25 protein-coding genes are annotated in these 25,945 nt (G+C 64.6%); 12 read left to right on the top strand and 13 right to left on the bottom strand.

Going from position 1 to position 25,945, the window contains the following annotated elements:
• Positions 1 to 186 precede the first annotated feature (186 nt).
• Together RFM41_RS20105 and RFM41_RS20100 are read left to right on the top strand one after the other, a co-directional pair.
• A complete protein-coding gene (locus RFM41_RS20105) occupies positions 187 to 441 on the top strand; it encodes a BrnT family toxin (RefSeq protein WP_127302892.1) in 255 nt (84 codons plus the stop codon).
• Positions 428 to 739, top strand: coding sequence for a BrnA antitoxin family protein (locus tag RFM41_RS20100; protein ID WP_320250380.1), 312 nt, complete (start codon positions 428 to 430; stop codon positions 737 to 739). The genes RFM41_RS20105 and RFM41_RS20100 overlap by 14 nt, the downstream gene beginning before the upstream one ends.
• Positions 740 to 749: 10 nt before the next feature.
• Here the strand turns inward: RFM41_RS20100 and RFM41_RS20095 are convergent, their stop codons facing one another.
• From RFM41_RS20095 to puuE, 4 genes are read right to left on the bottom strand one after another with little or no spacing between them, the layout of a single operon-like run.
• On the bottom strand, positions 750 to 1,343 hold the full coding sequence (locus RFM41_RS20095; protein ID WP_320250382.1) for a nucleoside deaminase: 594 nt from the start codon (positions 1,341 to 1,343) through the stop codon (positions 750 to 752).
• 17 nt (positions 1,344 to 1,360) lie between these two features.
• Positions 1,361 to 1,852, bottom strand: a complete 492-nt coding sequence (locus tag RFM41_RS20090; protein ID WP_320250383.1) for an ureidoglycolate lyase — start codon at positions 1,850 to 1,852, stop codon at positions 1,361 to 1,363.
• Positions 1,849 to 2,709 (bottom strand): bifunctional allantoicase/(S)-ureidoglycine aminohydrolase, encoded by an 861-nt coding sequence (locus tag RFM41_RS20085; protein ID WP_320250385.1) that lies wholly within the window; start codon positions 2,707 to 2,709, stop codon positions 1,849 to 1,851. Before RFM41_RS20085 ends, RFM41_RS20090 begins: the two co-directional genes overlap by 4 nt.
• A gap of 14 nt (positions 2,710 to 2,723) precedes the next feature.
• Positions 2,724 to 4,148, bottom strand: coding sequence for an allantoinase PuuE (gene puuE / locus RFM41_RS20080; RefSeq protein WP_320250387.1), 1,425 nt, complete (start codon positions 4,146 to 4,148; stop codon positions 2,724 to 2,726).
• Between the two features lie 169 nt (positions 4,149 to 4,317).
• Here puuE and uraH point away from each other — a divergent pair, with 169 nt between their 5' ends.
• From uraH to xdhC, 4 genes are all read left to right on the top strand, one after another.
• Complete coding sequence (uraH, locus tag RFM41_RS20075; RefSeq protein WP_320250388.1) at positions 4,318 to 4,692, top strand: hydroxyisourate hydrolase; 375 nt, start codon at positions 4,318 to 4,320, stop codon at positions 4,690 to 4,692.
• 3 nt (positions 4,693 to 4,695) lie between these two features.
• Positions 4,696 to 6,171: a xanthine dehydrogenase small subunit gene (xdhA, locus tag RFM41_RS20070; protein ID WP_320250390.1), complete on the top strand. Its 1,476-nt coding sequence runs from the start codon at positions 4,696 to 4,698 to the stop codon at positions 6,169 to 6,171.
• The gene (gene xdhB / locus RFM41_RS20065) at positions 6,171 to 8,534 is read left to right on the top strand and encodes a xanthine dehydrogenase molybdopterin binding subunit (RefSeq protein WP_320250392.1); all 2,364 of its coding nucleotides are present in this window, start codon (positions 6,171 to 6,173) and stop codon (positions 8,532 to 8,534) included. The genes xdhA and xdhB overlap by 1 nt, the downstream gene beginning before the upstream one ends.
• Positions 8,535 to 8,597: 63 nt before the next feature.
• A complete protein-coding gene (gene xdhC / locus RFM41_RS20060) occupies positions 8,598 to 9,500 on the top strand; it encodes a xanthine dehydrogenase accessory protein XdhC (protein WP_320250393.1) in 903 nt (300 codons plus the stop codon).
• A gap of 28 nt (positions 9,501 to 9,528) precedes the next feature.
• On the opposite strand, the gene dps is transcribed toward xdhC, so the two are convergent.
• The gene (gene dps / locus RFM41_RS20055; protein WP_320250395.1) at positions 9,529 to 10,017 is read right to left on the bottom strand and encodes a DNA starvation/stationary phase protection protein Dps; all 489 of its coding nucleotides are present in this window, start codon (positions 10,015 to 10,017) and stop codon (positions 9,529 to 9,531) included.
• A 221-nt stretch (positions 10,018 to 10,238) separates the two neighbouring features.
• Here dps and RFM41_RS20050 point away from each other — a divergent pair, with 221 nt between their 5' ends.
• On the top strand, positions 10,239 to 11,069 hold the full coding sequence (locus tag RFM41_RS20050; protein WP_320250397.1) for a PhzF family phenazine biosynthesis protein: 831 nt from the start codon (positions 10,239 to 10,241) through the stop codon (positions 11,067 to 11,069).
• A 4-nt stretch (positions 11,070 to 11,073) separates the two neighbouring features.
• Here the strand turns inward: RFM41_RS20050 and RFM41_RS20045 are convergent, their stop codons facing one another.
• The 3 genes from RFM41_RS20045 to RFM41_RS20035 form a co-directional block, all read right to left on the bottom strand.
• Entirely contained in the window at positions 11,074 to 12,324 is a 1,251-nt protein-coding gene (locus tag RFM41_RS20045; RefSeq protein WP_320250398.1) for an LLM class flavin-dependent oxidoreductase, read from the bottom strand.
• Positions 12,321 to 13,295 (bottom strand): LLM class flavin-dependent oxidoreductase, encoded by a 975-nt coding sequence (locus tag RFM41_RS20040; protein WP_320250399.1) that lies wholly within the window; start codon positions 13,293 to 13,295, stop codon positions 12,321 to 12,323. Before RFM41_RS20040 ends, RFM41_RS20045 begins: the two co-directional genes overlap by 4 nt.
• Positions 13,296 to 13,397: 102 nt before the next feature.
• Positions 13,398 to 14,318, bottom strand: a complete 921-nt coding sequence (locus RFM41_RS20035) for a LysR family transcriptional regulator (protein WP_320250400.1) — start codon at positions 14,316 to 14,318, stop codon at positions 13,398 to 13,400.
• A gap of 139 nt (positions 14,319 to 14,457) precedes the next feature.
• Here RFM41_RS20035 and RFM41_RS20030 point away from each other — a divergent pair, with 139 nt between their 5' ends.
• The 4 genes from RFM41_RS20030 (at position 14,458) to RFM41_RS20015 (ending at position 18,983) form a co-directional block, all read left to right on the top strand.
• A complete protein-coding gene (locus RFM41_RS20030) occupies positions 14,458 to 15,684 on the top strand; it encodes a urate hydroxylase PuuD (protein WP_320250401.1) in 1,227 nt (408 codons plus the stop codon).
• A gap of 2 nt (positions 15,685 to 15,686) precedes the next feature.
• Positions 15,687 to 17,003, top strand: a complete 1,317-nt coding sequence (gene guaD, locus RFM41_RS20025) for a guanine deaminase (protein WP_320250402.1) — start codon at positions 15,687 to 15,689, stop codon at positions 17,001 to 17,003.
• A gap of 220 nt (positions 17,004 to 17,223) precedes the next feature.
• Positions 17,224 to 17,727, top strand: a complete 504-nt coding sequence (locus RFM41_RS20020) for a heme-degrading domain-containing protein (RefSeq protein ID WP_320250403.1) — start codon at positions 17,224 to 17,226, stop codon at positions 17,725 to 17,727.
• On the top strand, positions 17,724 to 18,983 hold the full coding sequence (locus RFM41_RS20015) for a glycerate kinase type-2 family protein (protein WP_320250404.1): 1,260 nt from the start codon (positions 17,724 to 17,726) through the stop codon (positions 18,981 to 18,983). The genes RFM41_RS20020 and RFM41_RS20015 overlap by 4 nt, the downstream gene beginning before the upstream one ends.
• 152 nt (positions 18,984 to 19,135) lie before the next feature.
• Here the strand turns inward: RFM41_RS20015 and RFM41_RS20010 are convergent, their stop codons facing one another.
• The 5 genes from RFM41_RS20010 to RFM41_RS19990 all read right to left on the bottom strand — a co-directional run bounded on the left by RFM41_RS20010 (position 19,136) and on the right by RFM41_RS19990 (position 25,079).
• The gene (locus tag RFM41_RS20010; protein ID WP_320250598.1) at positions 19,136 to 19,873 is read right to left on the bottom strand and encodes a UdgX family uracil-DNA binding protein; all 738 of its coding nucleotides are present in this window, start codon (positions 19,871 to 19,873) and stop codon (positions 19,136 to 19,138) included.
• 12 nt (positions 19,874 to 19,885) lie between these two features.
• Positions 19,886 to 21,292, bottom strand: a complete 1,407-nt coding sequence (locus RFM41_RS20005) for a glutamine synthetase family protein (RefSeq protein ID WP_320250600.1) — start codon at positions 21,290 to 21,292, stop codon at positions 19,886 to 19,888.
• Between the two features lie 11 nt (positions 21,293 to 21,303).
• Complete coding sequence (locus RFM41_RS20000; RefSeq protein WP_320250405.1) at positions 21,304 to 22,686, bottom strand: aspartate aminotransferase family protein; 1,383 nt, start codon at positions 22,684 to 22,686, stop codon at positions 21,304 to 21,306.
• Positions 22,687 to 22,788: 102 nt separating this feature from the next.
• Complete coding sequence (locus RFM41_RS19995) at positions 22,789 to 23,763, bottom strand: WD40 repeat domain-containing protein (RefSeq protein ID WP_320250406.1); 975 nt, start codon at positions 23,761 to 23,763, stop codon at positions 22,789 to 22,791.
• A gap of 260 nt (positions 23,764 to 24,023) precedes the next feature.
• The gene (locus RFM41_RS19990; RefSeq protein ID WP_320250407.1) at positions 24,024 to 25,079 is read right to left on the bottom strand and encodes a CobW family GTP-binding protein; all 1,056 of its coding nucleotides are present in this window, start codon (positions 25,077 to 25,079) and stop codon (positions 24,024 to 24,026) included.
• Between the two features lie 373 nt (positions 25,080 to 25,452).
• Between RFM41_RS19990 and RFM41_RS19985 the strand changes: the two genes are divergently transcribed.
• Positions 25,453 to 25,926: a MarR family winged helix-turn-helix transcriptional regulator gene (locus RFM41_RS19985; protein WP_040988911.1), complete on the top strand. Its 474-nt coding sequence runs from the start codon at positions 25,453 to 25,455 to the stop codon at positions 25,924 to 25,926.
• The last annotated feature ends 19 nt before the right edge of the window (positions 25,927 to 25,945 follow it).

Genomic DNA, 25,945 nt, shown 5'->3' with positions numbered 1-25,945 from the left:
GGGGCGCATAACGCTCCGCGGCGCGGCGACTTTCAATCACCATTCGCGACTGGAGCATCAAAAAATGCGACCTGGGTCGTTGGCGAACGCACTCTCCGATTATCCGGCTTCTTCTTGCATCCCACGGTTAATTTATGTATTACGTTTATTCACGTGGCCTGACGCAGACACAGTGGATGATCTCGCCTGAAAATCGTTTGGGATGAGCCAAAGCGGGTGACGAACCTCGAAAACCGAGGTCTCGACTTCGCCGATCTCGATATCGAGTTTTTTGCCACGTCAATCGTCCTCCCGGCCAAGGCCGGCCGGTTGAAGGCGATTGGAGAATTTGGGGAGATCATTCTCGCCGTGATCTTCAAGCCGCTTGGTTCTGAAGCGATCTCGGTGATCTCGATGCGTCATGCCAGCCGAAAGGAAAGGTCCGTGTATGAGCAACACTAAATCACGCGTTCGGCGGCTTACCGACGCCGAGGAAGCCGAAATTCAAAGACAGATTGTTGCCGATCCCGAAGACGGGGACGCGACCGATGAACAACTGGCGCAAGCCAAGCCTTTTGCGGAAGCGCTCCCGGAGCTTTTCGAGAGTATAAGGCGTTCTCGTGGCCGGCCAGCCCTGGAGAAACCAAAGCAAGTCGTCTCCATCCGCCTGGACCAGGATGTCGTCAGAAAATTCAAGGCGACCGGCAAAGGCTGGCAGGCAAGGATAAATGAGGTGCTGAAAAACGCGAAGGTAAGGTAGGCAATCCGCGTCAGTTCAACGGAATGTCGTTGTCTGCCTTGCTGGCCTGATAGGCGCCAGACAACTCGTCATAGCGCGCGGAGATTTTTCCGATGCGGGCCTCCAGCCGCTTGCGCTCGGCCTCGGGCAGCGCCCGCACCAGCCTGCGAATGGAAAAACTCTTCCAATAGGCGTTCTCGGCATTGTAGCCGCCGGGATCGAGGGTGAAGACCTCTTTCAGGATTTTCAGATCGTGCGGGATGGCAAAACTGTCGCGCGAATCCTCATGGCTGAAGAGGTAGTAGAAATTATCGAAACCGGTCCAGGTGATCGCCGACAGGCAGAGCGAGCAGGGCTCGTGGGTGGCGATGAACAGCGCATCCCTGGTGTCGACGCGCTCGGCCTTGGGCATCTCGTAGAAACGCTTCAGGCAATGCACCTCGCCATGCCAGAGCGGATTTTCGATCTCGTTGTTGGTTTCGGCCAGCACCAGCGAGCGGTCGTGCTTCCTGAGGATCGCGGCGCCGAACAGCTTGTTGCCATGGGCAACGGCTTCAGCCGTCTTCGGCACGATGTCATGCTCGATCACGTCGAGCAGGCGGTCGATCAGCGAGATGTCGGTCATGGGAAAATCGGCCGCTTTCAGGGAAGGTGGATCTCGTAAGGATGCGAGAAATAGAACTCTTCGAGATTGGAGCCGTCGCCGCCGCGGTCGACGATGAGGAAATCCTGTTCCTCGCCGATCGGAGTCAGCACGCCGTGCCACAGGTTGCGGCGGTAGTTGATGCCTTGTCCGGGGCCGGCGAGAAAGGCATGCGGCTCTCCGGGGCCGTCCTTGGTGTCATGGCAGACGACCACCAGGAACGGTCGCGGCGACAGCGGGATGAAGGCCTGGCTGCCGAGCGGATGGCGCTCGACCATGGTGAGCTTCAGCGGCATGTCGTAGGGCGTGCCGCGCACCATCGAGATCAGCACGCGCGCATTCGGGCCTGCAGCCTCGGCGGTGGCTAGGTCGTGATAACGCATCGCCCGGCCAGCATTGATCGGGTAGCGGTTGTCGCCGCCCATGTCGATGACGTCGCCGAACGGCGCGAAGGCTTCGCGGGTCAGCGGCTGGGCGACGATGCGGCTCACCGCGCCCTGCTCCCAAGATAGCCGCCAAGCCTGGCGTGGCGGTTGACGTCCTTGTAGAGCAGATAGCGGAAATTGCCGGGGCCGCCGGCATAGCAGGCCTGTGGGCAGAAGGCCCGCAGCCACATGAAATCGCCGGCTTCGACCTCGACCCAGTCCTGGTTGAGGCGGTAGACCGCCTTGCCCTCCAGCACATAGAGCCCGTGCTCCATGACGTGGGTCTCGGCGAAGGGGATGACCGCGCCGGGCTTCAGCGTCACGATGGTGACATGCATGTCGTGGCGCATGTCGGCCGGGTCGACGAAGCGCGTCGTTGCCCAGCGCCCTTCCGTGCCCGGCATCGGGCTCGGCGCCACATCCTGGTCGCTCGAGAAGAAGGCTTCCGGCACGTCGAGGCCGTCGACCGCTTCATAGGCCTTGCGAATCCAGTGGAAGCGGACGGCGGCGGCGCTCTCGTTGCGCACCGTCCAGCCGCTGGCCGGCGGCAGGAAGGCGAAGCCGCCGGGGGCAAGCACATTTTGTTTGCCGGCAACAGATACGGTGAGCTCACCCTCGACGACGAACAGCACGCCCTCGGCGCCGGCATCGAGTTCCGGCCGCTCGCTGCCGCCGTCGGGCAGGACCTCGACAACGTATTGCGAGAACGTCTCGGCGAATCCCGAGAGAGGCCTTGCGATGATCCAGGCCCGCGTCTTGTCCCAGAACGGCAGCGGGCTGGTGACGATGTCCTGCATCACGCCCTTGGGGATGACCGCATAGGCTTCGGTGAAGACGGCCCGTCCAGTCAAAAGCTCGTTCTGGCCGGGATGGCCGCCCTGCGGCGCATAATAGGTTCGCTCGGCAGTCTTGATCATATCCATGGGGATCCCTGGCGTTATTTCGGGAGCATGTCTTTCAGGCGAAGCAGCGCGATGCGCTCGACCTGCCTGCAGGCGGTTTCGAACTCGACGCCGCGGCCGTTGCCGATGCGCGTCTCGAACTCCGCCAGGATTTCGTCCTTGGTCTTGCCCTTGACCGCGATGATGAAGGGGAAGCCGAAGGTGGTGACATAGGCGGCGTTGAGCTTCGAGAACAGTTCGCGCTCCTTGTCGGTCAGCGCATCGAGCCCGGCGGAGGCTTGTTCCTTGGTCGATTCCGGCGTCAGGCGCTTCGCCTTCGCCAGCTTGCCGGCAAGATCTGGGTGGGCGTTGAGCACGGACAGCCGTTCGGCCTCGCTCGCCGCTCGGAAGACGCGGCAGAGCGCGTTGTGCAGGCCGCCGGCGCTGTCATGCGCGGGCCCGAGTTCCAGTTCGTAGGCGCGCTCGGCGATCCAGGGCGAATGCTCGAAAACGCCGCCGAAGGCATGCACGAATTCCTCGAACTCCATCCGCGACGGGCGCAGCGCCGGCGCCTCGTAGGGATGGGTCTCGCGCCAGTGCCTGGCGATGTCGATGCGCCGTGTCAGCCACACCTTGTCGTGCGACTTCACATAGTCGATGAAGCGCTTCAGCGCCGCGACACGACCGGGGCGGCCGACGAGACGGCAATGCAGGCCGATATTCATCATGCGCGGCCGGCCCGCCTTGCCCTCGGCATAGAGCGTGTCGAAACTGTCCTTCAGATAGGCGAAGAACTGGTCGCCGGAATTGAAGCCCTGCGGCGTCGCAAAACGCATGTCGTTGGCGTCGAGCGTGTAGGGGATGATGAGCTGCGGCTTCTCAAGTCCGTCGCGGTCGAACCAGTACGGCAATTCGTCATCATAAGTGTCGGAGACATAGTCGAAGCCGCCCTCCTCGGCGACGAGGCGAACGGTGTTGACCGAGGTGCGGCCGGTATACCAGCCGGTCGGCCGCGCGCCGGTCACCTCGTAATGCAGCTTGATCGTCTCTTCGAGATCGCGCTGCTCGTCCTCGGCCGCGTGATCGCGATAATCGATCCATTTCAGCCCATGCGAGGCGATTTCCCAGCCGGCCTTCTGCATCGCCGCAACCTGGTCGGGCGAGCGCGCCAGCGCGGTGGCGACGCCGTAGCAGGTCACCGGCACTTGCGCTTCGGTGAACAGCCGGTAGAGCCGCCAGAAGCCGGCCCGTGCGCCGTATTCATAGATCGATTCCATGTTCCAGTGACGCTGGCCGACCCAGGGGGCCGCACCGACGATCTCTGAAAGGAAGGCTTCCGAAGCCTTGTCGCCATGCAGCACGCAATTCTCGCCGCCTTCTTCGTAGTTGACGACGAACTGCACCGCGACATGCGCGCCGCCGGGCCATTTCGGATCCGGCGGATTGGCCCCGTAACCGCGCATGTCCCGATCGTAACGCATTGTCGCTCCTGCCCGATGGTCGAGATGAAGATATCGAAAGGAGTGCGTCTGCATTCCCCCGAAAATTTTTGAAAGTGCTTTTTGCCGCGCTCCGCTCGACCGGGGCTTATGCATCGCCTTTAATTGGCGCACAATTGACCTGAAACTGTACCGGGATGGGAGGCCGCCAGTGGCAGAAACGTCGAAAGCCGATGGCGGGCGCCTGACGACCCATGTGCTCGACACCGCGACTGGACGGCCGGCAAAGGGCTTGTCGATCGGGCTTTTCCGCATCGAGGGACAGGGCCGCACGCATCTTAAGACCGTTGTCACCAATGACGACGGGCGCTGCGATGCGCCGCTGCTGGCCGGCGCCGATTTCCGCACCGGCGAATATGAGCTGGTCTTCGCCGCCGGCGACTATTTGCGCGGCCAGGGCGCCAACCTGCCTGAGCCCGCTTTCCTCGACATCGTGCCGATCCGCTTCGGCATGGCGGAAGCGCGGCATTACCACGTGCCGCTCTTGATTTCGCCCTATGGCTACTCGACCTATCGGGGGAGCTGAGACATGGCAGAGACCCGCAACGAGATACGCTTCATCCTGAACGGCGCCGATGTTGCGCTGACCAACGTCGCACCCGATGCGACGCTGCTCGACTGGCTGCGGCTCAACCGCTCGCTGCGCGGCACCAAGGAAGGCTGCGCCGAGGGCGACTGCGGCGCCTGCACGGTGCTGATCGGCAAGCTCTCGGCCGACGGTCTCGTCTACGAAAGCGTCAATGCCTGCATCCGCTTCATGGGCTCGCTCGACGGCACCCATGTCGTCACCGTGGAGCATCTGCGTGGCGAGCCCGGCAAGTTGCATCCGGTGCAGCGGGCCATGGTCGATTTCCACGGCTCGCAATGCGGCTTCTGCACGCCGGGCTTCATCATGTCGCTCTACGGGCTCTGGATGAAGACGTCCGATCCGTCCAACGCCGCGATCGAGAAGGCGCTGCAGGGCAATCTCTGCCGCTGCACCGGCTATGAGGCGATCATGCGCGCCGCGCATGCCATTTCGAGCTATGGCAAGGCGGCTAAGGATCCGCTGGCGGTGGAGCGCAAGGACGTCACGGCACGGCTGAAGGCATTGCGCGATGGCGCCAGGGTCGAGATCGGGTCGGGCAAGGCGCGGCTGATCGTGCCGGCCAGCGTCGACGATTTTGCGGCGGTGCTCGAGACAGAGCCGCGCGCAACCGTCGTCGCCGGCTCCACCGACGTCGGCCTCTGGGTCACCAAGCATATGCGCGACATCTCGCCGGCGATCTTCATCGGCGGTCTCGACGGCCTGCGCACGATGTCTGAGAAAGACGGCGTCATCACCATAGGCGCCGGCGTCACCTATACCGAAGCCTTCGAGACGATGTCGAAGCGCATCCCGGCTTTGGGGCCGCTGGTCGACCGCATCGGCGGCGAGCAGGTGCGCAACATGGGCACGATCGGCGGCAACGTCGCCAATGGCTCGCCGATCGGCGACACGCCGCCGCCACTGATCGCGCTCGGCGCTGAGCTCACGCTGCGCAAGGGTGTCGCGCGCCGCACGATCCCGCTCGAAACCTTCTTCATCGCCTATGGCAAGCAGGACCGTCAGCCCGGCGAGTTCGTCGAGGCGGTGCATGTTCCGGTGCCGGCGAAGGGCACGAAATTTGCCGTCTACAAGGTCACCAAGCGGCGCGACGAGGACATCACCGCGACGCTCGGCGCGTTCTACCTGACCTTGGCCAAGGATGGCACCGTCGCCGACATCCGCATTGCCTATGGCGGCATGGCCGCGACGCCGAAGCGCGCCACGACAGTCGAGAAAGCGCTGATCGGCAAGGTGTGGAACGAAGCGACCGTGGAGGCCGCGATGGCCGAATATGCCAGCGATTTCACGCCGCTGACCGATATGCGCGCGACCGCCGAATACCGGGCGCTGGCGGCAAAGAATCTGCTGCTGCGCTTTTACATCGAGACGACCGGAACGAAGGCGCCGTTCCAGGTATCACGCGACGAGGCGGCCTGATGAACAAGCACGCCACCCCCAACCTCAAGGCGGAAAAGATCGTTGGCGGCGTCGCCACCGACCAGCGGCATGATTCCGCGCACAAGCATGTCAGCGGCACCGCGGTCTATATCGACGACATGCCGGAGCCGGCCGGCACGCTGCATATCGGCCTCGGCCTGTCGAAGGTCGCGCACGGCGCGTTGAAAAGCGTCGACCTGTCGGCGGTGCGCGTCGCGCCCGGCGTCGTCGACGTGCTGACCTATGCCGACGTGCCCGGAGAAAATGACGTCTCGCCGAGCAACATGCATGACGACCCGGTGCTCGCCGAAGGCAAGGTTGAGTTTTACGGACAGCCGATCTTTGCCGTGGTTGCAGAGACGCGCGAGGCAGCGCGCCGCGCCGCGCGCCTGGCCAAGATCGAGTATGACGAGCTTCCGGCCGTCATCGACATCTGGGGTCTCGATCCTGTCAAGGACAAGCAGGTCACCACGCCGCTGATCCTGAAGCGCGGCGATGCTGCGGCGGCCATCGCGGCGGCACCGCGCCGCATCAAGAACCGCATGTGGCTCGGCGGCCAGGACCATTTCTATCTGGAGGGCCAGGTCTCGCTGGCCATTCCCGGCGAGGATGACGAGGTCATTGTCTATTGCTCGACACAAGGACCGAGCGAGACGCAGCATCTGGTCGCCCATGCGCTCGGCGTGCCGAGCCATGCCGTCACGGTCGAGGTGCGCCGCATGGGCGGCGGCTTCGGCGGCAAGGAAACGCAGGCCAACCAGTGCGCGGCCATCGCCGCCATCGCCGCCAAGAAGCTCAAGCGCGCGGTGAAGATCAGGCTTGACCGCGACGAGGACATGACCGCCACCGGCAAGCGGCATGATTTCGCCATCGACTACGAGGTCGGCTTCGACGACGAGGGCAACATCCTCGGCGTCGACTTCACCTATGCCTTGCGTTGCGGGTTCTCCGCCGACCTGTCCGGTCCGGTCGGCGACCGCGCGCTGTTCCATTGCGACAACGCCTATTTCTATCCGGCTGTGCATGCGAAGTCGGCGCCGCTTTATACCAACACCGTCTCCAACACCGCCTTCCGCGGCTTCGGCGGCCCGCAGGGCATGGTTGGCGCCGAGCGTGTCATCGACGAGGTGGCCTTTGCCGTCGGCAAGGGTTCGCTCGAGATCCGCAAGCTCAATTTCTACGATCCGATGGACGCCATCGGCGAGCGCAACGTCACGCCCTACCACCAGAAGGTCGAGGACTGCATCATCCAGCGCATCGTCGCGGAGCTGGAGGAAAGTGCGAACTATGCGCGCCGCCGTCGCGAGATCGCGGCCTTCAATGCCAACAGCCGCTTCATCAAGCGCGGCTTGGCGATGACGCCGGTCAAGTTCGGCATCTCCTTCACCAAGACCGAGGCCAACCAGGCCGGCGCGCTGGTGCATGTCTATGCCGACGGCTCGGTGCACATGAACCATGGCGGCACCGAGATGGGCCAGGGCCTGCACCTCAAGGTGGCGCAGGTCGTCGCGGAAGAGTTCCAGATCGACCTCGACCGGGTCAAGATCACCGCGACCACCACCGCCAAGGTGCCGAACACCTCGCCGACGGCAGCCTCCTCCGGCGCCGACCTCAACGGCATGGCGGCGCAGGACGCCGCGCGCCAGATCCGCAAGCGGCTGATCGACTTTGCCGCCGACAAATACCAGGTGCCGCACGACCAGGTGGTGTTCCTGCCCAACCGGGTGCGCGTCGGCAACCAGGAAGTGGCCTTCAACGACCTGGTCAAGCAGGCCTATATCAACCGTGTCCAGTTGTCGGCGGCCGGCTTCTACAAGACGCCGAAGATCCATTGGGACCGTGCCAAGGGCCGCGGCCATGCCTTCTACTATTACGCTTATGGCGCGGCCTGCTCGGAGGTCTCGGTCGATACGCTGACCGGCGAATATGTCGTCGAACGCACCGATATCCTGCACGACGCCGGCCGCTCGCTGAACCGGGCGATCGACCTCGGCCAGATCGAGGGCGGCTTCATCCAGGGCATGGGCTGGCTAACGACGGAAGAGCTGTGGTGGGACAACAGCGGGCGGCTGCGCACGCATGCGCCGTCGACCTACAAGATTCCGCTCGCCTCCGACAGGCCGAAAATCTTCAACGTCAAGCTGACCGACTGGTCGTCGGCCTATGAGCCGACCATCCATCGCTCCAAGGCGGTCGGCGAGCCGCCGCTGCCCCACGGCATGTCGGTGCTGCATGCGCTTTCGGATGCGATTGCCAGCGTTGCCGACAACAAGATCTGCCCGCGCCTCGACGCGCCGGCGACGCCGGAACGGGTGCTGATGGCGATCGAGCGATTGAAGCGGGAAGCCGCAAAGCCGGCCTAAAATCCGGCCAAACGTGCAAATCGAGGTGCAAAACGCTATATTTCCGGGATGGAAATGCAGACGATGAACTCGAAAGTGCAAAGTCTGAAGACGTTTCTCGGTCAAGCCGGCCGGGTCGCGCTCGTCGAAGTCGCGGCCACGAAGGGCTCGACCCCGCGCGAGGCCGGGGCCTTCATGCTCGTCTCTTCGTCATCGATTTTCGGAACGATTGGCGGCGGCCAGCTCGAATATATGGCGATCGACAAGGCGCGGCAGATGCTGGGGGGAGGGTCGAGGCCCCGATCCCCCGCCAACGAAGCCCGCATAGAGGTCGACGAAGTCTGCGCCACGCTGGATGTCCCGCTCGGGCCGGAGATAGGCCAATGCTGCGGCGGCCGGGTCGAGGTGCTGATCCGCCTGGTCGATGAGGCGCTGGAACAGCAGCTGATCGCCAACGCCGAGTCCGAGGAAGCGCATCTTCCCCATGTCTACCTCTTCGGCGGCGGCCATGTCGGCCAGGCGCTGGCCGCTTCGCTGGCGCTGCTGCCGATCCACGTCGTCGTCGTCGAGACCCGGTCTGACGCGCTGGAAGGCATGCCGGAGACGGTCGAGGCGCGATTGACGCCGATGCCCGAAGCCCTGGTGCGCGAGGCGCCGGCAGGATCGGCATTCGCCGTCCTCACCCATGACCACGCGCTGGACTTCCTGATCGTGGCCGAGGCGCTGAAGCGCGACGACACCGCCTATGTCGGCATGATCGGTTCGAAGACCAAGAAAGTCACCTTCCGGAACTGGTTCCTGAAGTCCGCCGAAGGCAACGAAGCGCAGTTCGGCCGGCTTATCTCGCCGATCGGCGGCAATGCGGTGAAGGACAAACGCCCGCCGGTGATCGCAGCGCTTGCCGCCGCAGAGATCATGACGGCGCTGGTATCGCATGCCTCGGATGCGCCAGGCTCAGCCGGCGCTGACAAGGCGATGGCCGGCTGATCCAGCCGGTCAGACAAGGAAAGTCCGACTATTCCTTTTCTTGCGTGTGCGCCTCCAGGAACCACAGCAATTTGTCCAGCGAGCGCGAATAGGCGGTGAAGATGTCGGCGGTGTCGGCATCGCCCGCGTCGTCCGCTTCATCGATCGCTGCACGCGTAAGCTTGGCGGCCGTGGCATAGCGGTCGATCAGCGCCGCCAAATGATCCTTCGTCTTGTGGATGTCGGTCGGATAGGGTTTCAGCTTCGTCGCCTTCGACACGTCCTGCGAAGTGCCGTGCGCGGTGCCGCCGAGCTGGACGGCACGCTCGGCGATGATGTCGACATGGCCATCGATCTCCTCGCGGAATTCATCCAGCATCTCGTGGATGGCAATGAATTGCGGGCCTTTGACGTTCCAATGCGCCTGCTTGGTGATCAGCGCCAGGTCTATGGCGTCGGCAAGCCTGGCGTTGAGCAGGTCGATTGATTCCTTCTTGGCATCGGATTTGAGGTCGTTCTTGGTGACGATGGCGTCCATGGTCGGCTCCTGTCGCGCTGCGTCGCTTGAAAGCTGAGGGCGACCCGGACGGCCGCCAACCGTCAGAACGGCGATGGGTCGAGTTTCGTTCCGCTTCGGACTGAGGAGCACCACTCCGGTTGCAGATGTGACTGGCGCTCACCGCTGCTCGTCGCTTTCTTCATTTCCCAAAACGGCTCGAAATGTGTTTGTTGCGCCTCACCGACAACGGGGTCAGGACCATGGATGTATTGAAGATCGCAGCCTTTTCCGACGGGAACACCGGCGGCAACCCCGCCGGCGTGGTGATCGGCGAGGCCTTGCCGGGCGTTGCCGACATGCAGCGCGTCGCGGCCGAGGTAGGTTTCTCGGAAACCGCTTTCGCTGCGCCCGAAGGTGACGTCTGGCGCGTCCGCTACTTCTCGCCGGAATCGGAAGTGCCGTTCTGCGGCCACGCCACCATCGCGCTGGGCGCGGCGCTGGTTAGAAAATTCGGCGACGGCATCTTCAGGCTGACCCTCAACCGTGCCGACATAACCGTCGAAGGGTTTCGCGACGGCGCGAACTTTGCCGCCGCGTTGCAATCGCCGCCGACGCGCAGCAGGCCCGCGTCGGCTGAACTGGTCGGGGAGGCTCTCGCCCTGTTCGGCTATCAGCCGGGCGATCTCGATCCCGCCATTCCGCCGGCGCTGATCCATGGCGGCGCCGATCACCTCGTGCTGGCGCTGAAGTCGCGCGCGGCGCTGGCCGCCATGGCCTATGATCTGAGAAAGGGCCAGTCCTTCATGCGGCGTGAAGGTCTGGTGACGATCCTGCTCGCCCATGCCGAGACGCCGCGCCTCTTCCACACGCGCAATCCCTTCGCATCCGGCGGTGTATACGAAGACCCGGCCACGGGCGCCGCGACCGCCGCCTTTGCCGGCTATCTGCGCGATCTCGGCTGGCCGCATGGCGGCGCGATCGACATCGTCCAGGGCGAGGACATGGGCATGCGCTCACGCCTCCATGCCGACATTTCGTCGGCGCCCGGCAGCTCGATCAGGGTTTCCGGAACGGCGCGGCTGATGGATTAAGCCCTTAAATTGGCCGTTTCAGGCCGAGATGCTCGCGCAGCGTGCGGCCCTCATAGTCCTTGCGGAACAGGCCGCGCCGCTGCAGCTCCGGCACCACCAACGTTGCGAAGGCATCGAGCTCGCCCGGGAACCAGGACGGCATGACGTTGAAGCCATCGGCCGCGCCGCCTTCGAAGCGCGCCTGCAGCTCGTCGGCGATCTCTCCGGCCGTGCCGACGACGCGCCAATGGCCGCGAGCGCCTGCAAAGTAACGCGCGAGCTCGCGGATCGAGAGCCCGTCGCGGCGCGCCTGCTCGATGACCAGCGCCTGCCGGCTCTTCATGCCTTCGCTTTCGGGCAGTTCGGGCAACGGCCCATCGATCGGGTAGTGCCCGAGATCGGAGATGCTGAGATAACTGGAGAGCAGCGCCACGCCGACATCGTCGGGGATCAATTCCTGCAAGGCGTCGTATTTGGCCTGCGCCTCGGCTTTCGTGGCCGCGACGATCGGCGCCACGCCGGGCATGATCTTCACATCGTCCGGCTGTCGCCCATAGGCGGCCAGCCGTCCCTTGAGGTCGTCGTAAAAAGCCTTGGCTTCCTCGAAGGTCTGTGCCGCCGAGAACACGACGTCGGCGGTGCGGGCGGCCAGATCCTTGCCGTCGTCCGATGCCCCGGCCTGCACCATCACCGGCGCGCCTTGCGGCGAGGGCGGAATGTCGAGCGGATCGCGCACCGAGAAGCTCTCGCCGTCATGGCCGGCTGACCTGCGGTGCCAGAGCCCGGTGATCACCATGGCGAATTCGCGCGCCCGCGCGTAGCGATCCGCATGCGGCCGCAAGCCGGTCGCGCCGAAATTCGCGGCCTCGATGGGACTTGCCGAGGTGACGAGGTTCCAGCCGGCGCGCCCGCCGCTCAGATTGTCGAGCGAGGCGAACATGCGCGCCAGGCCATAGGGCTCGTTGTAGCTGGTCGATGCAGTGGAAACGAGGCCGATCCGCTCGGTCCGAGCGGCAAGTGCCGACAGCAGGCTGATCGGCTCGAAGCCGATCGAGCGCGATGTCTGGCTGGCGATGTTGATATTGGCCTCGCGCAGGCCGGCCGCGTCCTCGCAGAATACCATGTCGAACTTCGCCGCTTCAGCCGTGCGTGCCAGCGCGATGTAATGATCGATGTCGATGCCGGCCGTGACATGCGCGTCCGGATGGCGCCAGGCAGCGATGTGGTGTCCGGTCGCCCACAGGAACAGGCCGAGCTTCATCTGGCGCGGGCTCATTGTGCGCCTCCTTCGCCGAGCCCGAGACGGGCACGCAGCGTCGCGCCTTTCTGGTCCTCGCCGGCCAACCCGAGGCGATGGATTTCCGGCAGAACGCGGTCGGTAAAGCTCTGAAGCTCCTGAACGTCAGCTGGCAAAGCAAAATCGAGGCCATCGCAGCCGCACGAGCCCAGCAAGGCCCGGAACCTGTCGACATCGGGCTCGGATGCAACTTCGACCGTCAGCAGCACCTTCACGGCCGCCGGTTTACGGCCGGCGGCAATCGCTCGGCGTCTCAAGTCGGCGCTAGCAGCATTGGCGGCCTCGGCGGACTGTTCCTCGATCAGGATGACATCGGCGACACGGCTCGCGAAATCACGATCGGCTCCGCTTGAGCCGGACATGACCAGCACCGGCGCATCCTGCGGCGAGCGCGCCACATTGAGCGGCCCGCGCACCGAGAAGAACTCGCCTTTGTGGTCGAGGACATGCATCTTGTCGGGATCGTGGAACCGCCCGCCCGCCTTGTCGAACAGCAAGGCGTCGGCATCCCAGCCGCGCCACAGGCCTTGGGCTATGTCGATATATTCTTCCGCGCGGCGGCGGAAATCATCGTCGGAAAAACCCTCTGGGCGGCTGAAGTTCGCCGCCTCGCGCGGGTTCTGCGCCAGGGTCGCATTCCAGCCGATACGGCCGTGGCTGATGATGTCGAGCGAGGCAAACCGGCGCGCCAGATTGTAGGGCTGATGCGCGAGCGTCGAGGCGCCGGCCACCAGCCCGATCCGGTCGGTCACCGTCGCCAGAGCGGCCAGCAGCGTGGTCGCTTCGAACGGGCTGGTCGATGGCCCGTCGCTCGTCAGCGAGTCGGAAATGACGACCATGTCGACACCTGCCGCCTCAACCTTTCCTACGAAGCCGGCGATCTCCGCGAATGCCAGTCCGGTCTGCCCTGCGGCTGCTGCGGCGATATCGAGCGAAACGGCGAGATGCATGTGGCTGCCCATTCGGCCGCGGGCGACGTCTCGCGCCCGTTCGGCTACCAACCTAGGCCGGCTTTCGCGCAAGGCAACCGGCGCGGATGGGCCACGCGGCTATCACTTGCCGGCCAAGATATCCTTGATCAGCCGTTGGCAGCGCTCGGCCATGAAGTCGAGAAGCAGCCGCACCTTCGGATCCTGCAGCTTCTTGTGCGGATAGACGGCGGCGAATTGCGCCGGCGTCGGCGGCGTCTGGGGCAGGATCACCTTCAGCCGCTGGTCGCGGATGAATGGCTCGACCTCGAAGCGCGGCTTGTTGATGATGCCGCGCCCAGAGAGCGCCCAGCCGGTCAGCACGTCGCCGTCGTCGGTATCGTAAGGGCCGTGCACCTCGAATTTCTGCACGCCGCCCGGCGTCTGCAATGTCCAGACGAACTCGCGCGCGCCGGCATAACGCAGCATCAGGCAATCGTGCTTCTTGCCGACCAGCTCCTGCGGCTCGGACGGTTCGCCGCGTGTTTCCAGATATTTCGGCGCCGCCACCAGCACGCGCTCGCATTCCATGATGCCGCGCATCCTGAGGCTCGAATCCTCGATGATGCCGAGGCGGAAGGCGACGTCGATGCCTTCCTTCATGATGTCGACATTGTGGTCGGAGAGCCTCAGCCGCACCTCGATATCGGGATATTTGTCGTGGAAATCCGGAATGCCGGACGCGATCAGTCGCCGGCCGAGGCCGAGCGGCGCCGTGACCCTGATCGTGCCGCGCGGCTGGCCGGAAAGTGCCGCGACCGCAGCTTCCGCCTCCGTGATCGCGTCCAGCACCTGCTTGGCGCCGGTGTAGAACACCGTGCCGTGCTCGGTCGGCATCAACTGACGGGTCGTGCGGTTGAAGAGCCTTACACCCAGGTGCTTCTCCAACTCCTTGATCCGGTTGGAAGCCACCGCTGGCGAAATGCGCATGTCGCGCCCGGCGGCCGATAGGTTGCCGAGCTCGACGACACGGACGAAGACGGCGATGTTGTCGAGATAGGCCATGCGGGTGTCGTGGCTCTTGAACAGCTGCGAAGGGCAACCGTAGTATTTTCCATTTTTTTTTGAAAGTCATCGCGCACCTCGCCTCTTTTCGTTTGCGCGCCAGACCGTAAAGTCGCTCTCATCGGCAGGGACGAGTGCAATGATGGATTTCGCGATTTTCTGGGACTGGCTGAGTTTTGCGGTCCGCTGGCTGCATGTCATCACCGGCATCGCCTGGATCGGCTCGTCCTTCTATTTCGTCGCGCTTGATCTCGGCCTGCGCCAGCGCCCCGGCCTGCCAGCCGGCGCCTTCGGCGAGGAGTGGCAGGTGCATGGTGGCGGCTTCTACCACATCCAGAAATATCTGGTGGCGCCGGCCGAGATGCCGGAACACCTCACCTGGTTCAAATGGGAATCCTACGCCACCTGGCTGTCGGGCTTCGCTATGCTCTGCGTGGTCTATTACGCCGGCGCCGACCTGTTCCTGATCGACCCCAACGTGCTCAATATCTCGGTGCCGGTCGGCATCCTGCTGTCGCTGGCTACCATCGGTGTCGGCTGGATCGTCTATGATCTTCTGTGCCGCTCGCCGTTGGGCAAAAGCGACACCGGGCTGATGCTGGTGCTATACTGTGTGCTGGTCTTCATCGCCTGGGGACTGACGCATCTCTTCACCGGCCGCGCCGCCTTCCTGCATCTGGGCGCCATCACCGCGACAATCATGTCGGCCAACGTTTTCATGGTCATCATCCCCAACCAGAAGATCGTCGTCGCCGACCTCATCGCCGGCCGCAAGCCTGACCCGAAATACGGCAAGATCGCCAAGCAGCGCTCGCTGCACAACAACTACCTGACCTTGCCGGTCCTGTTCCTGATGCTGTCGAACCACTACCCACTGGCGTTCGGCACCCAGTTCAACTGGGTCATCGCCTCGCTGGTCTTCATCATTGGCGTGCTGATCCGGCACTATTTCAACACCGTGCATGCAAGGAAGGGCAACCCGACCTGGACCTGGCTCGGTGCTGCCGTGCTGTTCATGATCATCATCTGGCTGTCGACCGTGCCGAAGGTGCTGACCGGTGAGCCCAAGACCTCGGCTGCCTCCGCCGCCGCGCAGGTCTATATGGCCTCGGCGCATTTCCCGGCGGTGCGCGACACCGTGCTCGGCCGCTGCTCCATGTGCCACGCGGAAGAGCCGGTCTATGAAGGTATCTACCATGCGCCGAAGGGCGTGTTGCTCGACACAGACGAGCGCATCGCCGAGCATGCGCGCGAGATCTATATCCAGGCCGGCCGGGCGCATGCCATGCCGCCCGCCAACGTCACCCAGATCACTGACCAGGAACGGGCCCTTCTGGTCGCCTGGTTCGAAGGCGCCGGAAAGTAAGCATGACCTCAAAACTTCTGCGCGGCCGCACGCTCTCCTTCCTGCGCTGGCCCGAAACGATCGACGACCATTCCGCCTGGCGCTACGAGGAAGACGGCGGCCTGCTGATCGACAATGGCAGGATCGTCGCCGCCGGCTCCTATGCAGATGTCTCTAAGAAGGCGGGCGCCGGCGTTGAGACGATCGACCATCGCCCGCATCTCATCCTGCCGGGTTTCCTCGACGCCCATGTGCATGTGCCGCAGATGCAGATCATCGCCTCCTACGGTGCCGAACTGCTCGATTGGCTGAACAAATACACTTTTCCGGAAGAGTCGAAGTTCCAGAACGCGCAGCACGGGCGCCGCATCGCCAGGGTCTTCCTTGACGAGATGCTGCGCCAGGGCACGACGACAGTCGTCGCCTATTGCTCGGTGCACAAGTCTTCGGCGGAGGCGTTCTTCGCCGAGTCGCATGAGCGCAACATGCTCAACATCGCCGGCAAGGTGATGATGGACCGCAACGCGCCGGACGGCGTGCTCGACACGCCGCAGACCGGCTATGACGATACCAAGGCGCTGATCGCCGAATGGCACGGCAAGGGTCGCCAGCTCTACGCCATCACCCCGCGCTTCGCCATCACCTCATCGCCCGAGCAGATGGAGATGGCCGGAGCGCTCTGCCGCGAGCATCCCGATCTCCACATGCAGACGCATCTGTCGGAGAACCACGCCGAGATCGCCTTCACCCAGGAGCTCTATCCCTGGTCGCGCGACTACACCGACGTCTACGAGCATTACGGCCTGCTCGGCAAAAAGAGCCTGTTCGGCCATTGCATCCATCTGTCGGAACGCGAGGCGGATGCGCTGTCGCAGTCGAGATCGGTCGCGGTGTTCTGCCCGACCTCCAACCTCTTCCTCGGCTCCGGCCTGTTCGACTACCAGCGTTATCGCCGGCGAGAGAAGCCGCTTCGGATCGCCGCCGCTACCGATGTCGGCGGTGGCACCAACTATTCGATGCTGCGCACCATGGACGAGGGCTACAAGGTGATCGCGCTGAACGGCGAGAAGCTCAACCCGTTCCAGTCCTTCTGGCAGCTGACGCGCGGCAATGCCGAGGCGCTGTCGGTGGCCGACAAGGTCGGCACGCTGGAGGAAGGCACCGACGCCGACATCGTCGTGCTCGACGCCCGTGCAACGCCGGGCATGCGGCTCAGGATGGAGACGGTGGAGACGCTGGCCGAGGAGTTGTTCCTGCTGCAGACGCTGGGCGACGACCGCACCGTGCGCGAGGTCTATGTGGCGGGCCGGCCGGCGAAGAGCGCCATCGTGACCGGGTGACGCCCTCACCCGGATTGCCAACCGAATTGCAGGGCAATTCGGGGCAATCCGACCTCTCCCCAAGGGGAGAGGAGAGAGCGCGGCATCGGCGCTTGCCTCTTCTCCCCGCCGGGGAGAAGGTGGCCGCGAAGCGGCCGGATGAGGGGGCCTGCCGCGATGGGCGCTTGACCAGGCAAGGGTTGTCGTACAAACGACGGTGTCGATTTTCGGAGAAAGAGACATGGCCACCGCCGACGACATCGCTCTGATCAAGAAACAGGAAGCCACGCTGGTCTTCCCGGCCTTCGACGAGGCCGTCGCCTTCAAGATCGGCTCCGCCATCCGGGATCGCGCGCTGAAGGAAAACCTGCCTGTTATCGTCGATATCAGAACCTTCGACCGGCCGCTCTTCTACGCCGCGATGCCTGGCTCGAATGCTTCCAATCCCGATTGGGCGCGCCGCAAGATCAACGTCGTCAAGCGTTATCTCAGAAGCACCTACCGTCTCGTGCTCGAGCAGCAGCGACCCGACCGCACCTTCAAGGTCGGTGAGGGCCTGGACATCGCCGACTATGTGCTCGCCGGCGGCGGCTTCCCGGTCACGGTCAACGGCGCCGGCGTCATCGGCGTCATTGCCGTTTCGGGTCTGCCGGAGCGCGAAGACCATGGCGTCGTCGTCGATGCGCTTTGCGCCCATCTTGGCATCGATGCGAGCGGGCTCGCGCTGCCGCCGGAAGAAAAATGACCGACCCGAAAAGCTTCCTCACGTCGATCTTCAATGCCGCGGTTGCCGCCGCCGATCCGGAAAAGACGATCCGCAATCATTTGCCGGCAAAACCAAAGGGTCGCACGATCGTCATCGGCGCCGGCAAGGGGTCGGCACAGATGGCGGCGGCCTTCGAGAAGGTCTGGGACGGTCCGATCGACGGCCTTGTCGTCACCCGCTACGGCTATGGCGCCAAATGCGAGCGCATCGAGATCATCGAGGCAGCGCACCCGGTGCCGGATGCGGCCGGCCTGGAGGCCTCGCGCCGGCTGCTCGAGAAAATGCGCGGGCTGACCGCCGACGATCTGGTCGTGGCGCTGATCTCCGGCGGCGGCTCGGCGCTGCTGCCGTCGCCGGTTCCCGGATTGACGCTTGCCGACGAGATCGCCGTCAACGAGGCGCTGCTGGCCTCCGGCGCGCCGATCGCGGCGATGAACACCATCCGCAAGCATGTCTCGACCATCAAGGGCGGGCGCCTTGCCGCCGCTGCTCATCCGGCGAGGGTGGTGTCGCTGGTCGTCTCCGACATTCCCGGCGACAATCCGGCACTGGTTGCGTCAGGCCCGACCGTTCCCGACACCGGCAGCCGCGAGGACGCGCTTGCCTCGATCGCCGCCTATGGCATGAAGCTGCCGGCTTCCGTCATGGCGCACATCCAGTCGCCGGCCGCCGACGCGCCGCGTCCCGACGATCCGCGCTTTGCCGGCAACGAAGTGCATCTGACCGCCTCGGCCGGCGTCTCGCTGGAGGCCGCGGCCGCCGAAGCCAAGCGGCAAGGCATCGAGGCCGTCATCCTGTCGGATGCGATCGAAGGCGAGGCGCGCGAGGTCGGCGGCGTCCACGCAGCGATCGCGCGCGAGGTTGCGACTCGCAATCGTCCTTTTGCAAAACCCGTGCTCATCCTGTCCGGCGGCGAGACCACGGTAACCTTGCGAGCCAAGGGCAAGGGCGGCCGCAATTCCGAGTTCCTGCTCGCCTTCGCCATCGGCATCAACGGCGTGAACGGCATCTATGCCTTGGCCGCCGACACCGACGGCATAGACGGTTCGGAGAACAATGCCGGTGCCTTCGCCGACGACTCGACGGTCGCGCGCATGCGCGCGGCAGGCGTCGACGCCAAGGCGATGCTCGCCGGCAACAACGCCTGGACGGCCTTCAATACGGTTGGGGACCTGTTTGTGCCTGGGCCTACGGGCACGAATGTGAATGATCTGAGGGCGATTTTGATCCGCTAGCCGCAATGCTCCCAACGTCGTCATTCCAGGGTCTGCGCGCGTCGCTTCGCTCCTTGCTCCGCCCGTGGATGGCGACCTGATGGGCGTTTCGGCCGCGCGACCTCCATATGACAGGATTCGTCAAACCATTCCTTGGGCGCGCAGACCAACGGTCACGCCCTCATCAACTCCCTCACCTTCCGCATATCCATCAAAAACCGTTCCCTCTCCGCCTCCTTGTCCTCCTGCTCGCGGATGCGCAGGATAAGCGAGGGGTGGATGGTGATGAACACGCGCAGCCCGTCATCGCGCCCGATCACCTCGCCGCGCCTCTTCAAGACCGGCACCGCCTTGCCGAGCAGTGACTGCGCCGCCGTCGCGCCGAGCGCCACCACGAGGTTCGGCTTGACGAGGTCAAGCTCCTTGTCCAGCCACCAGCGGCAAGCCTGGATCTCGCCGGCATTGGGCTTCGAATGGATCCGCCTTTTGCCGCGCGGCTCGAATTTGAAGTGTTTGACCGCATTGGTCACATAGACCTTGCGGCGGTCGATCCCGGCATCGTCCAGGATGCTGTCGAATATTCTGCCCGCCGGTCCGACGAATGGCTTGCCGGCGAGATCCTCCTGGTCGCCGGGCTGTTCGCCGACGAAGATCACGTCCGCGGTCTCCGGTCCTTCGCCGAACACGGTCTGCGTTGCGTCATGCCAAAGCTGGCAGCGACGACAGACTTTTGCCGCCTCGCGTGCCTCGCCGATGGACGCGGCTTCTTCCCCTGCGGCCGGCTCTGTCTCAGGCATGGGGATGCGCCTGGCTGGACGCCTCGCCTCACGCCGCTGGGGCGTTGTTGACGGTGTTGTTGCCATCGTTCTGTCTCGCCCGCTTTCAGACTTGAAATGGGTGAGCCCGGCGATGGTTCCCGATCCTCACACCTCGTGCAGGTAGAGATGGTAATCCAGCTCGCTGACGGTGCGGGCGACACGCAGATACTCCGCCTGCTTGATCGCCACGAAGGTGCGATGCAGGTCGGGGCCGAGCGCCGACTTCAGGAAATCGGAGCCCCTGGCCGCCTCGATCGCGGCGCGCCAGTCGGCCGGCATGGTCGATTTCTCCGCCGCCTGCTCGTAGCCGTTCCCGGTCGTCTCGGGGCCGGGGTCCAGACCCTCATCCAGGCCCTTGACGATACCGGCCAGCACCGTTGCGGCGATCAGATAGGGGTTGGCGTCGACACCCGATGGCCGGTGCTCGATGCGGCGGTTCCTGGCGTCGCCTGCCGGCACGCGCAACGCCACGGAGCGGTTGTTGACGCCCCAGCTCGGCGCCACCGGCGCATAGGATTGCGAGACGAAGCGGCGCCAGGAATTCGCGTGCGGCGCAAACACCAGCATCGATTCCGCCATGGTGTGGATCAGGCCGCCAAGCGCGTTGAGCAGCTTTGGCGACCATTTCTCGCCGGCAGCCTCGGTAAAGACATTGCGGCCTGCATCGTCCTGCAGCGAGACGTGAAAATGCATGCCTGAGCCGGCATAGGCCTCGATGGGCTTGGCCATGAAGCAGGCGGTGACGCCATGCCGGCGCGCCTGCGCCCTGACCAGCCGTTTCAGCATCACGAGGTCGTCGGCCGCCCGCATCACGTCCTTGCGGTAGTTGAGCGTCAGCTCGTACTGGCCGGGCGCGTATTCGGAAATGACCGTTTCGGCCGGAATACCCTGTGCCTTGGCGGCGGCGTAGATGTCGGAGAACAGCGGCTCCATGCCATGCAGATGGTCGACCGAATAGACCTCGGTCTTCGCCGAGCGGCGGCCGTCGAGCACCGCGCGGGCAGGCTGCACCTTGCCATCCGCGTCGCGCTCGTTGGACAGCAGGAAAAACTCGAGCTCGAACGCGCCGGCCGGATGCAGGCCGCGCGCGGCCAGCAGTTCCACCTGCCTTGCCAGCACCAGCCGCGGGTCAGAGGTCATCGGCTGGCGGTCGAGATGATACATCGACATCAGCAGCTGGCCGCGTGGCGGGTTTGTGCCGAAGAGCGGCACCAGCGTGCCCGGGATCGGCCATGCCCTGAGGTCGCCGTCGCCGGTGTCCCACACCAGCCCGGTTTCGTGCACGTCCTCGCCGGTGATGTCGAGGCCGAGGATCGAGATCGGCAAATGGCGGCCGTTCTCGAAGATGCCCATCAGCTCGTGCCAGCGCACGATCTTGCCGCGGCCAATGCCGTTGGCGTCGGTGAGCACGATGTCGAACGCCTCGATCTCCGGATGCGCGTCGAGAAAGGCTTTCGCCTCGGCAGGCGTCGAGCCGGAAGGGGACGTGGTAACGGCGTTCGGATTGTCCATCGCCGCTTGTCTCACGCCGTAAGCCTGGCCGCAACCGCGGCGAAGGCGGCGATCAGCCGGCTCACCTGCGCGGACGTCGTTGCCGGCGAGATCAGCATCATGTTGTGGAACGGCGCGATCAGCACGCCGCGATTGACCAGCGCGACATGGATGGCGGCTTCCAGTTCCGGCGCATGCGCCTTTTCCGCCTCGCCGCCGTTTCCGAGCGGCCCGGGTGCGCAGATGAATTCGACGCGGGCGCCGACCCGCGCGACATGCCAGGGCAGCTTGTTGCGTTCGATGACGGCGGAGAGCCCCGCATCGAGCCGGCGCGCCAGCCGATCCATGTGGGCATAGGCCTCTTCGGTCATCACCTCTTCCAGCGTGGCGCGCATCGCCGCGAATTGCAGCGGATTGGCCGACAGCGTCGTGCCCATGCCGGAATAGCCGGGCTCCTTGGTCCTGTTGTAGGCGCTGTAACGGGTTGCGATTTCCTCGCTCATACCCCAGATGCTCGCCGGCACGCCGCCGGCCACCGGCTTGCCAAGCACGAACAGGTCGGGCTCCAGTCCGTGCTTCTTCGTATAGCCACCGGGGCCGGTCGAAATCGTGTGCGTCTCGTCGATCAGCAGCAGCGTGCCTGCCGCGCGAGTCAGGCGCCGCAGCGCGTCGTGGAAACCCGGTTCCGGCAGCACCATGCAGGAATTGGTCAGCACCGGCTCGGTGATGACGCAGGCGACGTCGTGGTCCGCGAGCGCTTCCTCCAAGGCGGGGATGTCGTTGAATTCGACGATCCTCGTTGCGCGCGTCAGATCGCGGAATTCGCCGGCCAGCCCCGGCCGGTTGACCGGCTTGCCGTCGATCAGCCGCACCATCGTCTCGTCGACCGAGCCGTGATAGCAGCCGTTGAAGACCAGGATCTTCTCGCGCCCGGTCACCGCGCGGGCGACGCGCAGCGCGAAGCGGTTAGCGTCGGTGGCGGTGGTGGCGATCTGCCAGTAGGGCAGGCCGAAGCGCTGCTGCAGGAGCGTGCCGATCGTCAGCGCATCCTCGCTGGGCAGCATATAGGTCAGACCGCGCGCCGCCTGCCGGCGGATCGCGCGCGCGACGGCCGGCGGCGAATGGCCGAGCATCGAGCCGGTGTCGCCCAAGCAGAAATCGTCGAGCCTGTTGCCGTCTATGTCCGTGATGGTGGCGCCCTTGGCGCCGTCGACCAGGATCGGGAACGGCGTCGGCCAGTCGGTCATCCAGTGCATCGGCACGCCGCCGAGGAAGCCGGCGATGCCGTTGCCGAGCTTCGCCTCGGATTTCGGCCGCGCCCTGCGGAAGGCGGCCGCTTCCGTGTCGCGCAATTCGGCGATTTGGGCGATGCCGATGCCGCCGATGGAATTCTTGGAACTGTCCGATGCCTGCATGAAAACCCCTGTGTTCGCGCGGCACTCTGCCCATGGCTTTGCAAAACTGCAATTGGCCGCAGCGGGGCGGGTGTTGGGGCAGGCAGTAGAGCAGTAGGGCCCTTAGGCCGTGATATCGATCACGCCGCAATCGCCGGCCGCGCTGCCGAAGACGATGCGGCGCTCTTCCTTGTCCCACATCATCGATGTGATGGCGCTCTTGCCGGGGCGGCGCAGCAGCACTTCCTTGGCGTCGGCGAAGCGCGCCGCGATCACCATGCCATCTTCGTAACCGATGGCCGTGACCTCCTGGCTCGGATGGCAGGCGACGCAGGTCACCATCGTGTTGCCGCGCGTGCCGAGCTCCAGCGGCGCCTTGCCCATCGGCCCGTCCTTGGCTTGAAACGGCCACACGATCGCAGCCGGCGCGCCGGAACTCGCCAGCCATTTGCCCTTCACGCTCCAGGACAGGCTTTTCACTTTGCCGGGATAGCCGCTCATGCGCATGTGTTTGCCGTCTGCGAGCTTCCAGCCATGCAGCGCGTTTTCCTGCATGGTGGTGACCAGAAAGGCGCCGTCCGGTGAGAAGGTGATGCCGGTATGGGCGCCGGCCCATTCGAGCTCCACCGGCTTGCCCTCGGCCGCCGGGAAATGCAGTGTCGCGCCATTGTAGCGGGCGACGCCGAAACGCATGCCCTTGGGCGAGAAGGCCAGCCCCTCCACCGAGCGCGGATGGATGAATTCCTTGATCTTGCCGTCGGCGAAACGCACGAACGCGGTCTTGCCCGAAGCATAGGCGATCGCGCCCTGCGGCCCCGCTGCGACGCTGGTGATCCATTTCCTGCCGGCGCTGGCAAGCTCGTTCACCTCGCCGCCGGCCTTCACGGCAAACACCTTGCCGTCCTCGCCGCCGGTGATCAGCCGGTCGTTGGCCGGATCATGGAAGGTGGCAAGCAGGCCGTCATTGGCCTGAACTGTCTTCTGCCCATTGTCGAGCCGATGGATTGAACCGTCGGCGAGTGCGAAATGCGGCACGTCGTTGAGAAAGACGGCGGCGACGCAATGGCCTTCGAGATCAAGCGGGGCGACTGTGGGCATGTGAGCAGATCCGTAAGAGATTTCTACCCTTCCCCATAAGGGGTTGAGCTGCGGGTCTCAACCCGCTTCGGCGCGCGGCAGGAGGGCGCCAGCTTCGCGGTTCTCCCTTCTCCCCTTGTGGGAGAAGGTGGATCGGCGTATCAGCGCCGAGACGGATGAGGGGTGTTCCAGCGGAGTGAGACGCTGGCTTTCCCTGGAGCCCCCCTCATCCGCCGCCGTCGGCGACACGGACAAGGGGAGAAGGAGGAGGTCGGCGGAAATCAAGCCGCCTGGCAGGCTTCAAAACTCTTGCGCAGTCGCTCGGCGTCGAGATCGCGGCCGATGAACACCAGCCGGCTTTCGTGCTTCTCGCCGTCCTTCCAGGCGCGCTGGTGATCGCCTTCGAGGATCATGTGCACGCCCTGCAGCACATAGCGGTCCTCGTCGCCCTTGAGCGCGATGATGCCCTTCAGCCGCAGGATGTTCGGCCCTTCCATCTGGGTCACCTTCTCGATCCAGGGGAAGAACTTTTTCGGGTCCATCTCGCCGCCGCGCAGCGACACCGACTTCACCGTAACGTCATGGATGTCCGAAGCATGATGGTGATGATCGTGACCGTCGTGATGATGGTGATGGTCATGGTCGCAATCCGGGCCGCATTCGTGGTCGTGATCGTGGTCATGCGCCTCGAGGAAATGCGGGTCGTTCTCCAGCGCCCGCGACAGGTCGAAGGCGCCGCGGTCGAGCACTTCGCCGAGCGGTACGCCGGAACGCTGGGTGCGATGGATCCTGGCCGCCGGGTTGATGGCGCGGATCGTCGCTTCGACCTTTTCCAACTCATCGGGCGTGACGAGGTCGGTCTTGTTCAGCACCACCACGTCGGCGAAGGCGATCTGGTCCTCGGCCTCCTTGGAATCCTTCAGGCGCAGCGGCAGGTGCTTGGCGTCGACCAGCGCCACAACCGCGTCGAGCTTGGTCTTGGTGCGCACGTCGTCGTCCATGAAGAAGGTTTGCGCCACCGGCACCGGGTCGGCGAGGCCCGTGGTCTCGACCACGATGGCGTCGAAGCGACCGGGCCGCCGCATCAGGCCCTCGACGACACGGATCAAGTCGCCACGCACCGTGCAGCACACGCAGCCATTGTTCATCTCGTAGATTTCCTCGTCGGATTCGACGATCAGGTCGTTGTCGATGCCGATCTCGCCGAACTCGTTGACGATGACGGCGTAGCGCCTGCCGTGGTTCTCCGACAGGATGCGGTTGAGCAGCGTCGTCTTGCCCGCGCCGAGATAGCCGGTGAGAACGGTTACGGGGATTTGCGTCTGTGCATCGCTCATGGCTTGCCTCGAAATTTTAGATTGTCGGCCCTCATATAGGATGGGTGGCGCGCTTTTGCACGCGCCAAACCGATGGACCAGCCGGCCCCTCCGACAAGGATGGCGCCAAGGGCGGATCGGCGGCGGCCGTGGCAGGCCGGACGGAGGAACCGCGTGAGCGGCCAAAGGGTCTTCGCCGGCCTCCGCTATGAATCTCGCCGGCGCAAAAGTCGTTTGTCATCTAACTGAAATAAACATCTGGCATCACCTGCCCGGGCACCGCAATGCTTGCCGGCAAAGCGTTCTGCAAGCCGGTCTCTTGAAATCGTCATTTGCCAGCCGTCGGACAGCCTCTATGCTTGCCCGCGCCGGTTCGGCCGAAGAGGGAACGACCATGGCCAAGGCGGACAAGACAGCGACAATGAGCCGGCTGCATTCGGCGGCAAGGCTCGCGCGCACGGCGCTCGCCGCGCGGCTTCTGGCGCACGGCTTCTATGCCGGCCAGGACCAGATCATGCTGGCGCTCGACCGCGAGGACGGCCAGACCCCCGGCAACCTCGCCGGCCGGCTGGGGGTGCGCCCGCCCACCATCACCAAGACCATCAACCGGCTGCAGGCCCAGGGTTTCCTCGAAAAGCGCGCCTCCAACGCCGATGCCCGCCAGGCCCACATCTTCCTCACCGAATCCGGCCGCGAAACCATCCGCGCCATCGAGAAGTCGGTCAAGAAGACCGAGAAGCAGGCGCTGAAGGGCCTCGACAAGAAGGACCAGAAGGCGCTGTTCAAGCTGCTCGCCCGGATCGAGGCGAATTTGTCGAACGAAGATCTGGTCCTGATGGACGACGACGCGGAGTTGGATGAAGCGTGAAGGCGCGACGCGCAGCGTC

The organism is Mesorhizobium vachelliae, from assembly GCF_033977325.1.
Classification (GTDB): domain Bacteria; phylum Pseudomonadota; class Alphaproteobacteria; order Rhizobiales; family Rhizobiaceae; genus Mesorhizobium; species Mesorhizobium vachelliae.
The sequence above is the reverse complement of the archived record's forward strand: the minus strand, read 5'-3'. Positions and strand labels throughout refer to the sequence as shown.

Excerpts from the sequence above, each read along its gene's own strand:
- RFM41_RS20100 (WP_320250380.1), top strand. The coding sequence starts at position 428 with ATGAGCAACACTAAATCACGCGTTCGGCGGCTTACCGACGCCGAGGAA.
- RFM41_RS20095 (WP_320250382.1), bottom strand. The coding sequence starts at position 1,343 with ATGACCGACATCTCGCTGATCGACCGCCTGCTCGACGTGATCGAGCAT.
- RFM41_RS20085 (WP_320250385.1), bottom strand. The coding sequence starts at position 2,709 with ATGGATATGATCAAGACTGCCGAGCGAACCTATTATGCGCCGCAGGGC.
- puuE (WP_320250387.1), bottom strand. The coding sequence starts at position 4,148 with ATGCGTTACGATCGGGACATGCGCGGTTACGGGGCCAATCCGCCGGAT.
- xdhA (WP_320250390.1), top strand. The coding sequence starts at position 4,696 with ATGGCAGAGACCCGCAACGAGATACGCTTCATCCTGAACGGCGCCGAT.
- xdhB (WP_320250392.1), top strand. The coding sequence starts at position 6,171 with ATGAACAAGCACGCCACCCCCAACCTCAAGGCGGAAAAGATCGTTGGC.
- xdhC (WP_320250393.1), top strand. The coding sequence starts at position 8,598 with ATGAACTCGAAAGTGCAAAGTCTGAAGACGTTTCTCGGTCAAGCCGGC.
- dps (WP_320250395.1), bottom strand. The coding sequence starts at position 10,017 with ATGGACGCCATCGTCACCAAGAACGACCTCAAATCCGATGCCAAGAAG.
- RFM41_RS20050 (WP_320250397.1), top strand. The coding sequence starts at position 10,239 with ATGGATGTATTGAAGATCGCAGCCTTTTCCGACGGGAACACCGGCGGC.
- RFM41_RS20045 (WP_320250398.1), bottom strand. The coding sequence starts at position 12,324 with ATGAGCCCGCGCCAGATGAAGCTCGGCCTGTTCCTGTGGGCGACCGGA.
- RFM41_RS20040 (WP_320250399.1), bottom strand. The coding sequence starts at position 13,295 with ATGCATCTCGCCGTTTCGCTCGATATCGCCGCAGCAGCCGCAGGGCAG.
- RFM41_RS20035 (WP_320250400.1), bottom strand. The coding sequence starts at position 14,318 with ATGGCCTATCTCGACAACATCGCCGTCTTCGTCCGTGTCGTCGAGCTC.
- RFM41_RS20030 (WP_320250401.1), top strand. The coding sequence starts at position 14,458 with ATGATGGATTTCGCGATTTTCTGGGACTGGCTGAGTTTTGCGGTCCGC.
- guaD (WP_320250402.1), top strand. The coding sequence starts at position 15,687 with ATGACCTCAAAACTTCTGCGCGGCCGCACGCTCTCCTTCCTGCGCTGG.
- RFM41_RS20020 (WP_320250403.1), top strand. The coding sequence starts at position 17,224 with ATGGCCACCGCCGACGACATCGCTCTGATCAAGAAACAGGAAGCCACG.
- RFM41_RS20015 (WP_320250404.1), top strand. The coding sequence starts at position 17,724 with ATGACCGACCCGAAAAGCTTCCTCACGTCGATCTTCAATGCCGCGGTT.
- RFM41_RS20005 (WP_320250600.1), bottom strand. The coding sequence starts at position 21,292 with ATGGACAATCCGAACGCCGTTACCACGTCCCCTTCCGGCTCGACGCCT.
- RFM41_RS20000 (WP_320250405.1), bottom strand. The coding sequence starts at position 22,686 with ATGCAGGCATCGGACAGTTCCAAGAATTCCATCGGCGGCATCGGCATC.
- RFM41_RS19995 (WP_320250406.1), bottom strand. The coding sequence starts at position 23,763 with ATGCCCACAGTCGCCCCGCTTGATCTCGAAGGCCATTGCGTCGCCGCC.
- RFM41_RS19990 (WP_320250407.1), bottom strand. The coding sequence starts at position 25,079 with ATGAGCGATGCACAGACGCAAATCCCCGTAACCGTTCTCACCGGCTAT.
- RFM41_RS19985 (WP_040988911.1), top strand. The coding sequence starts at position 25,453 with ATGGCCAAGGCGGACAAGACAGCGACAATGAGCCGGCTGCATTCGGCG.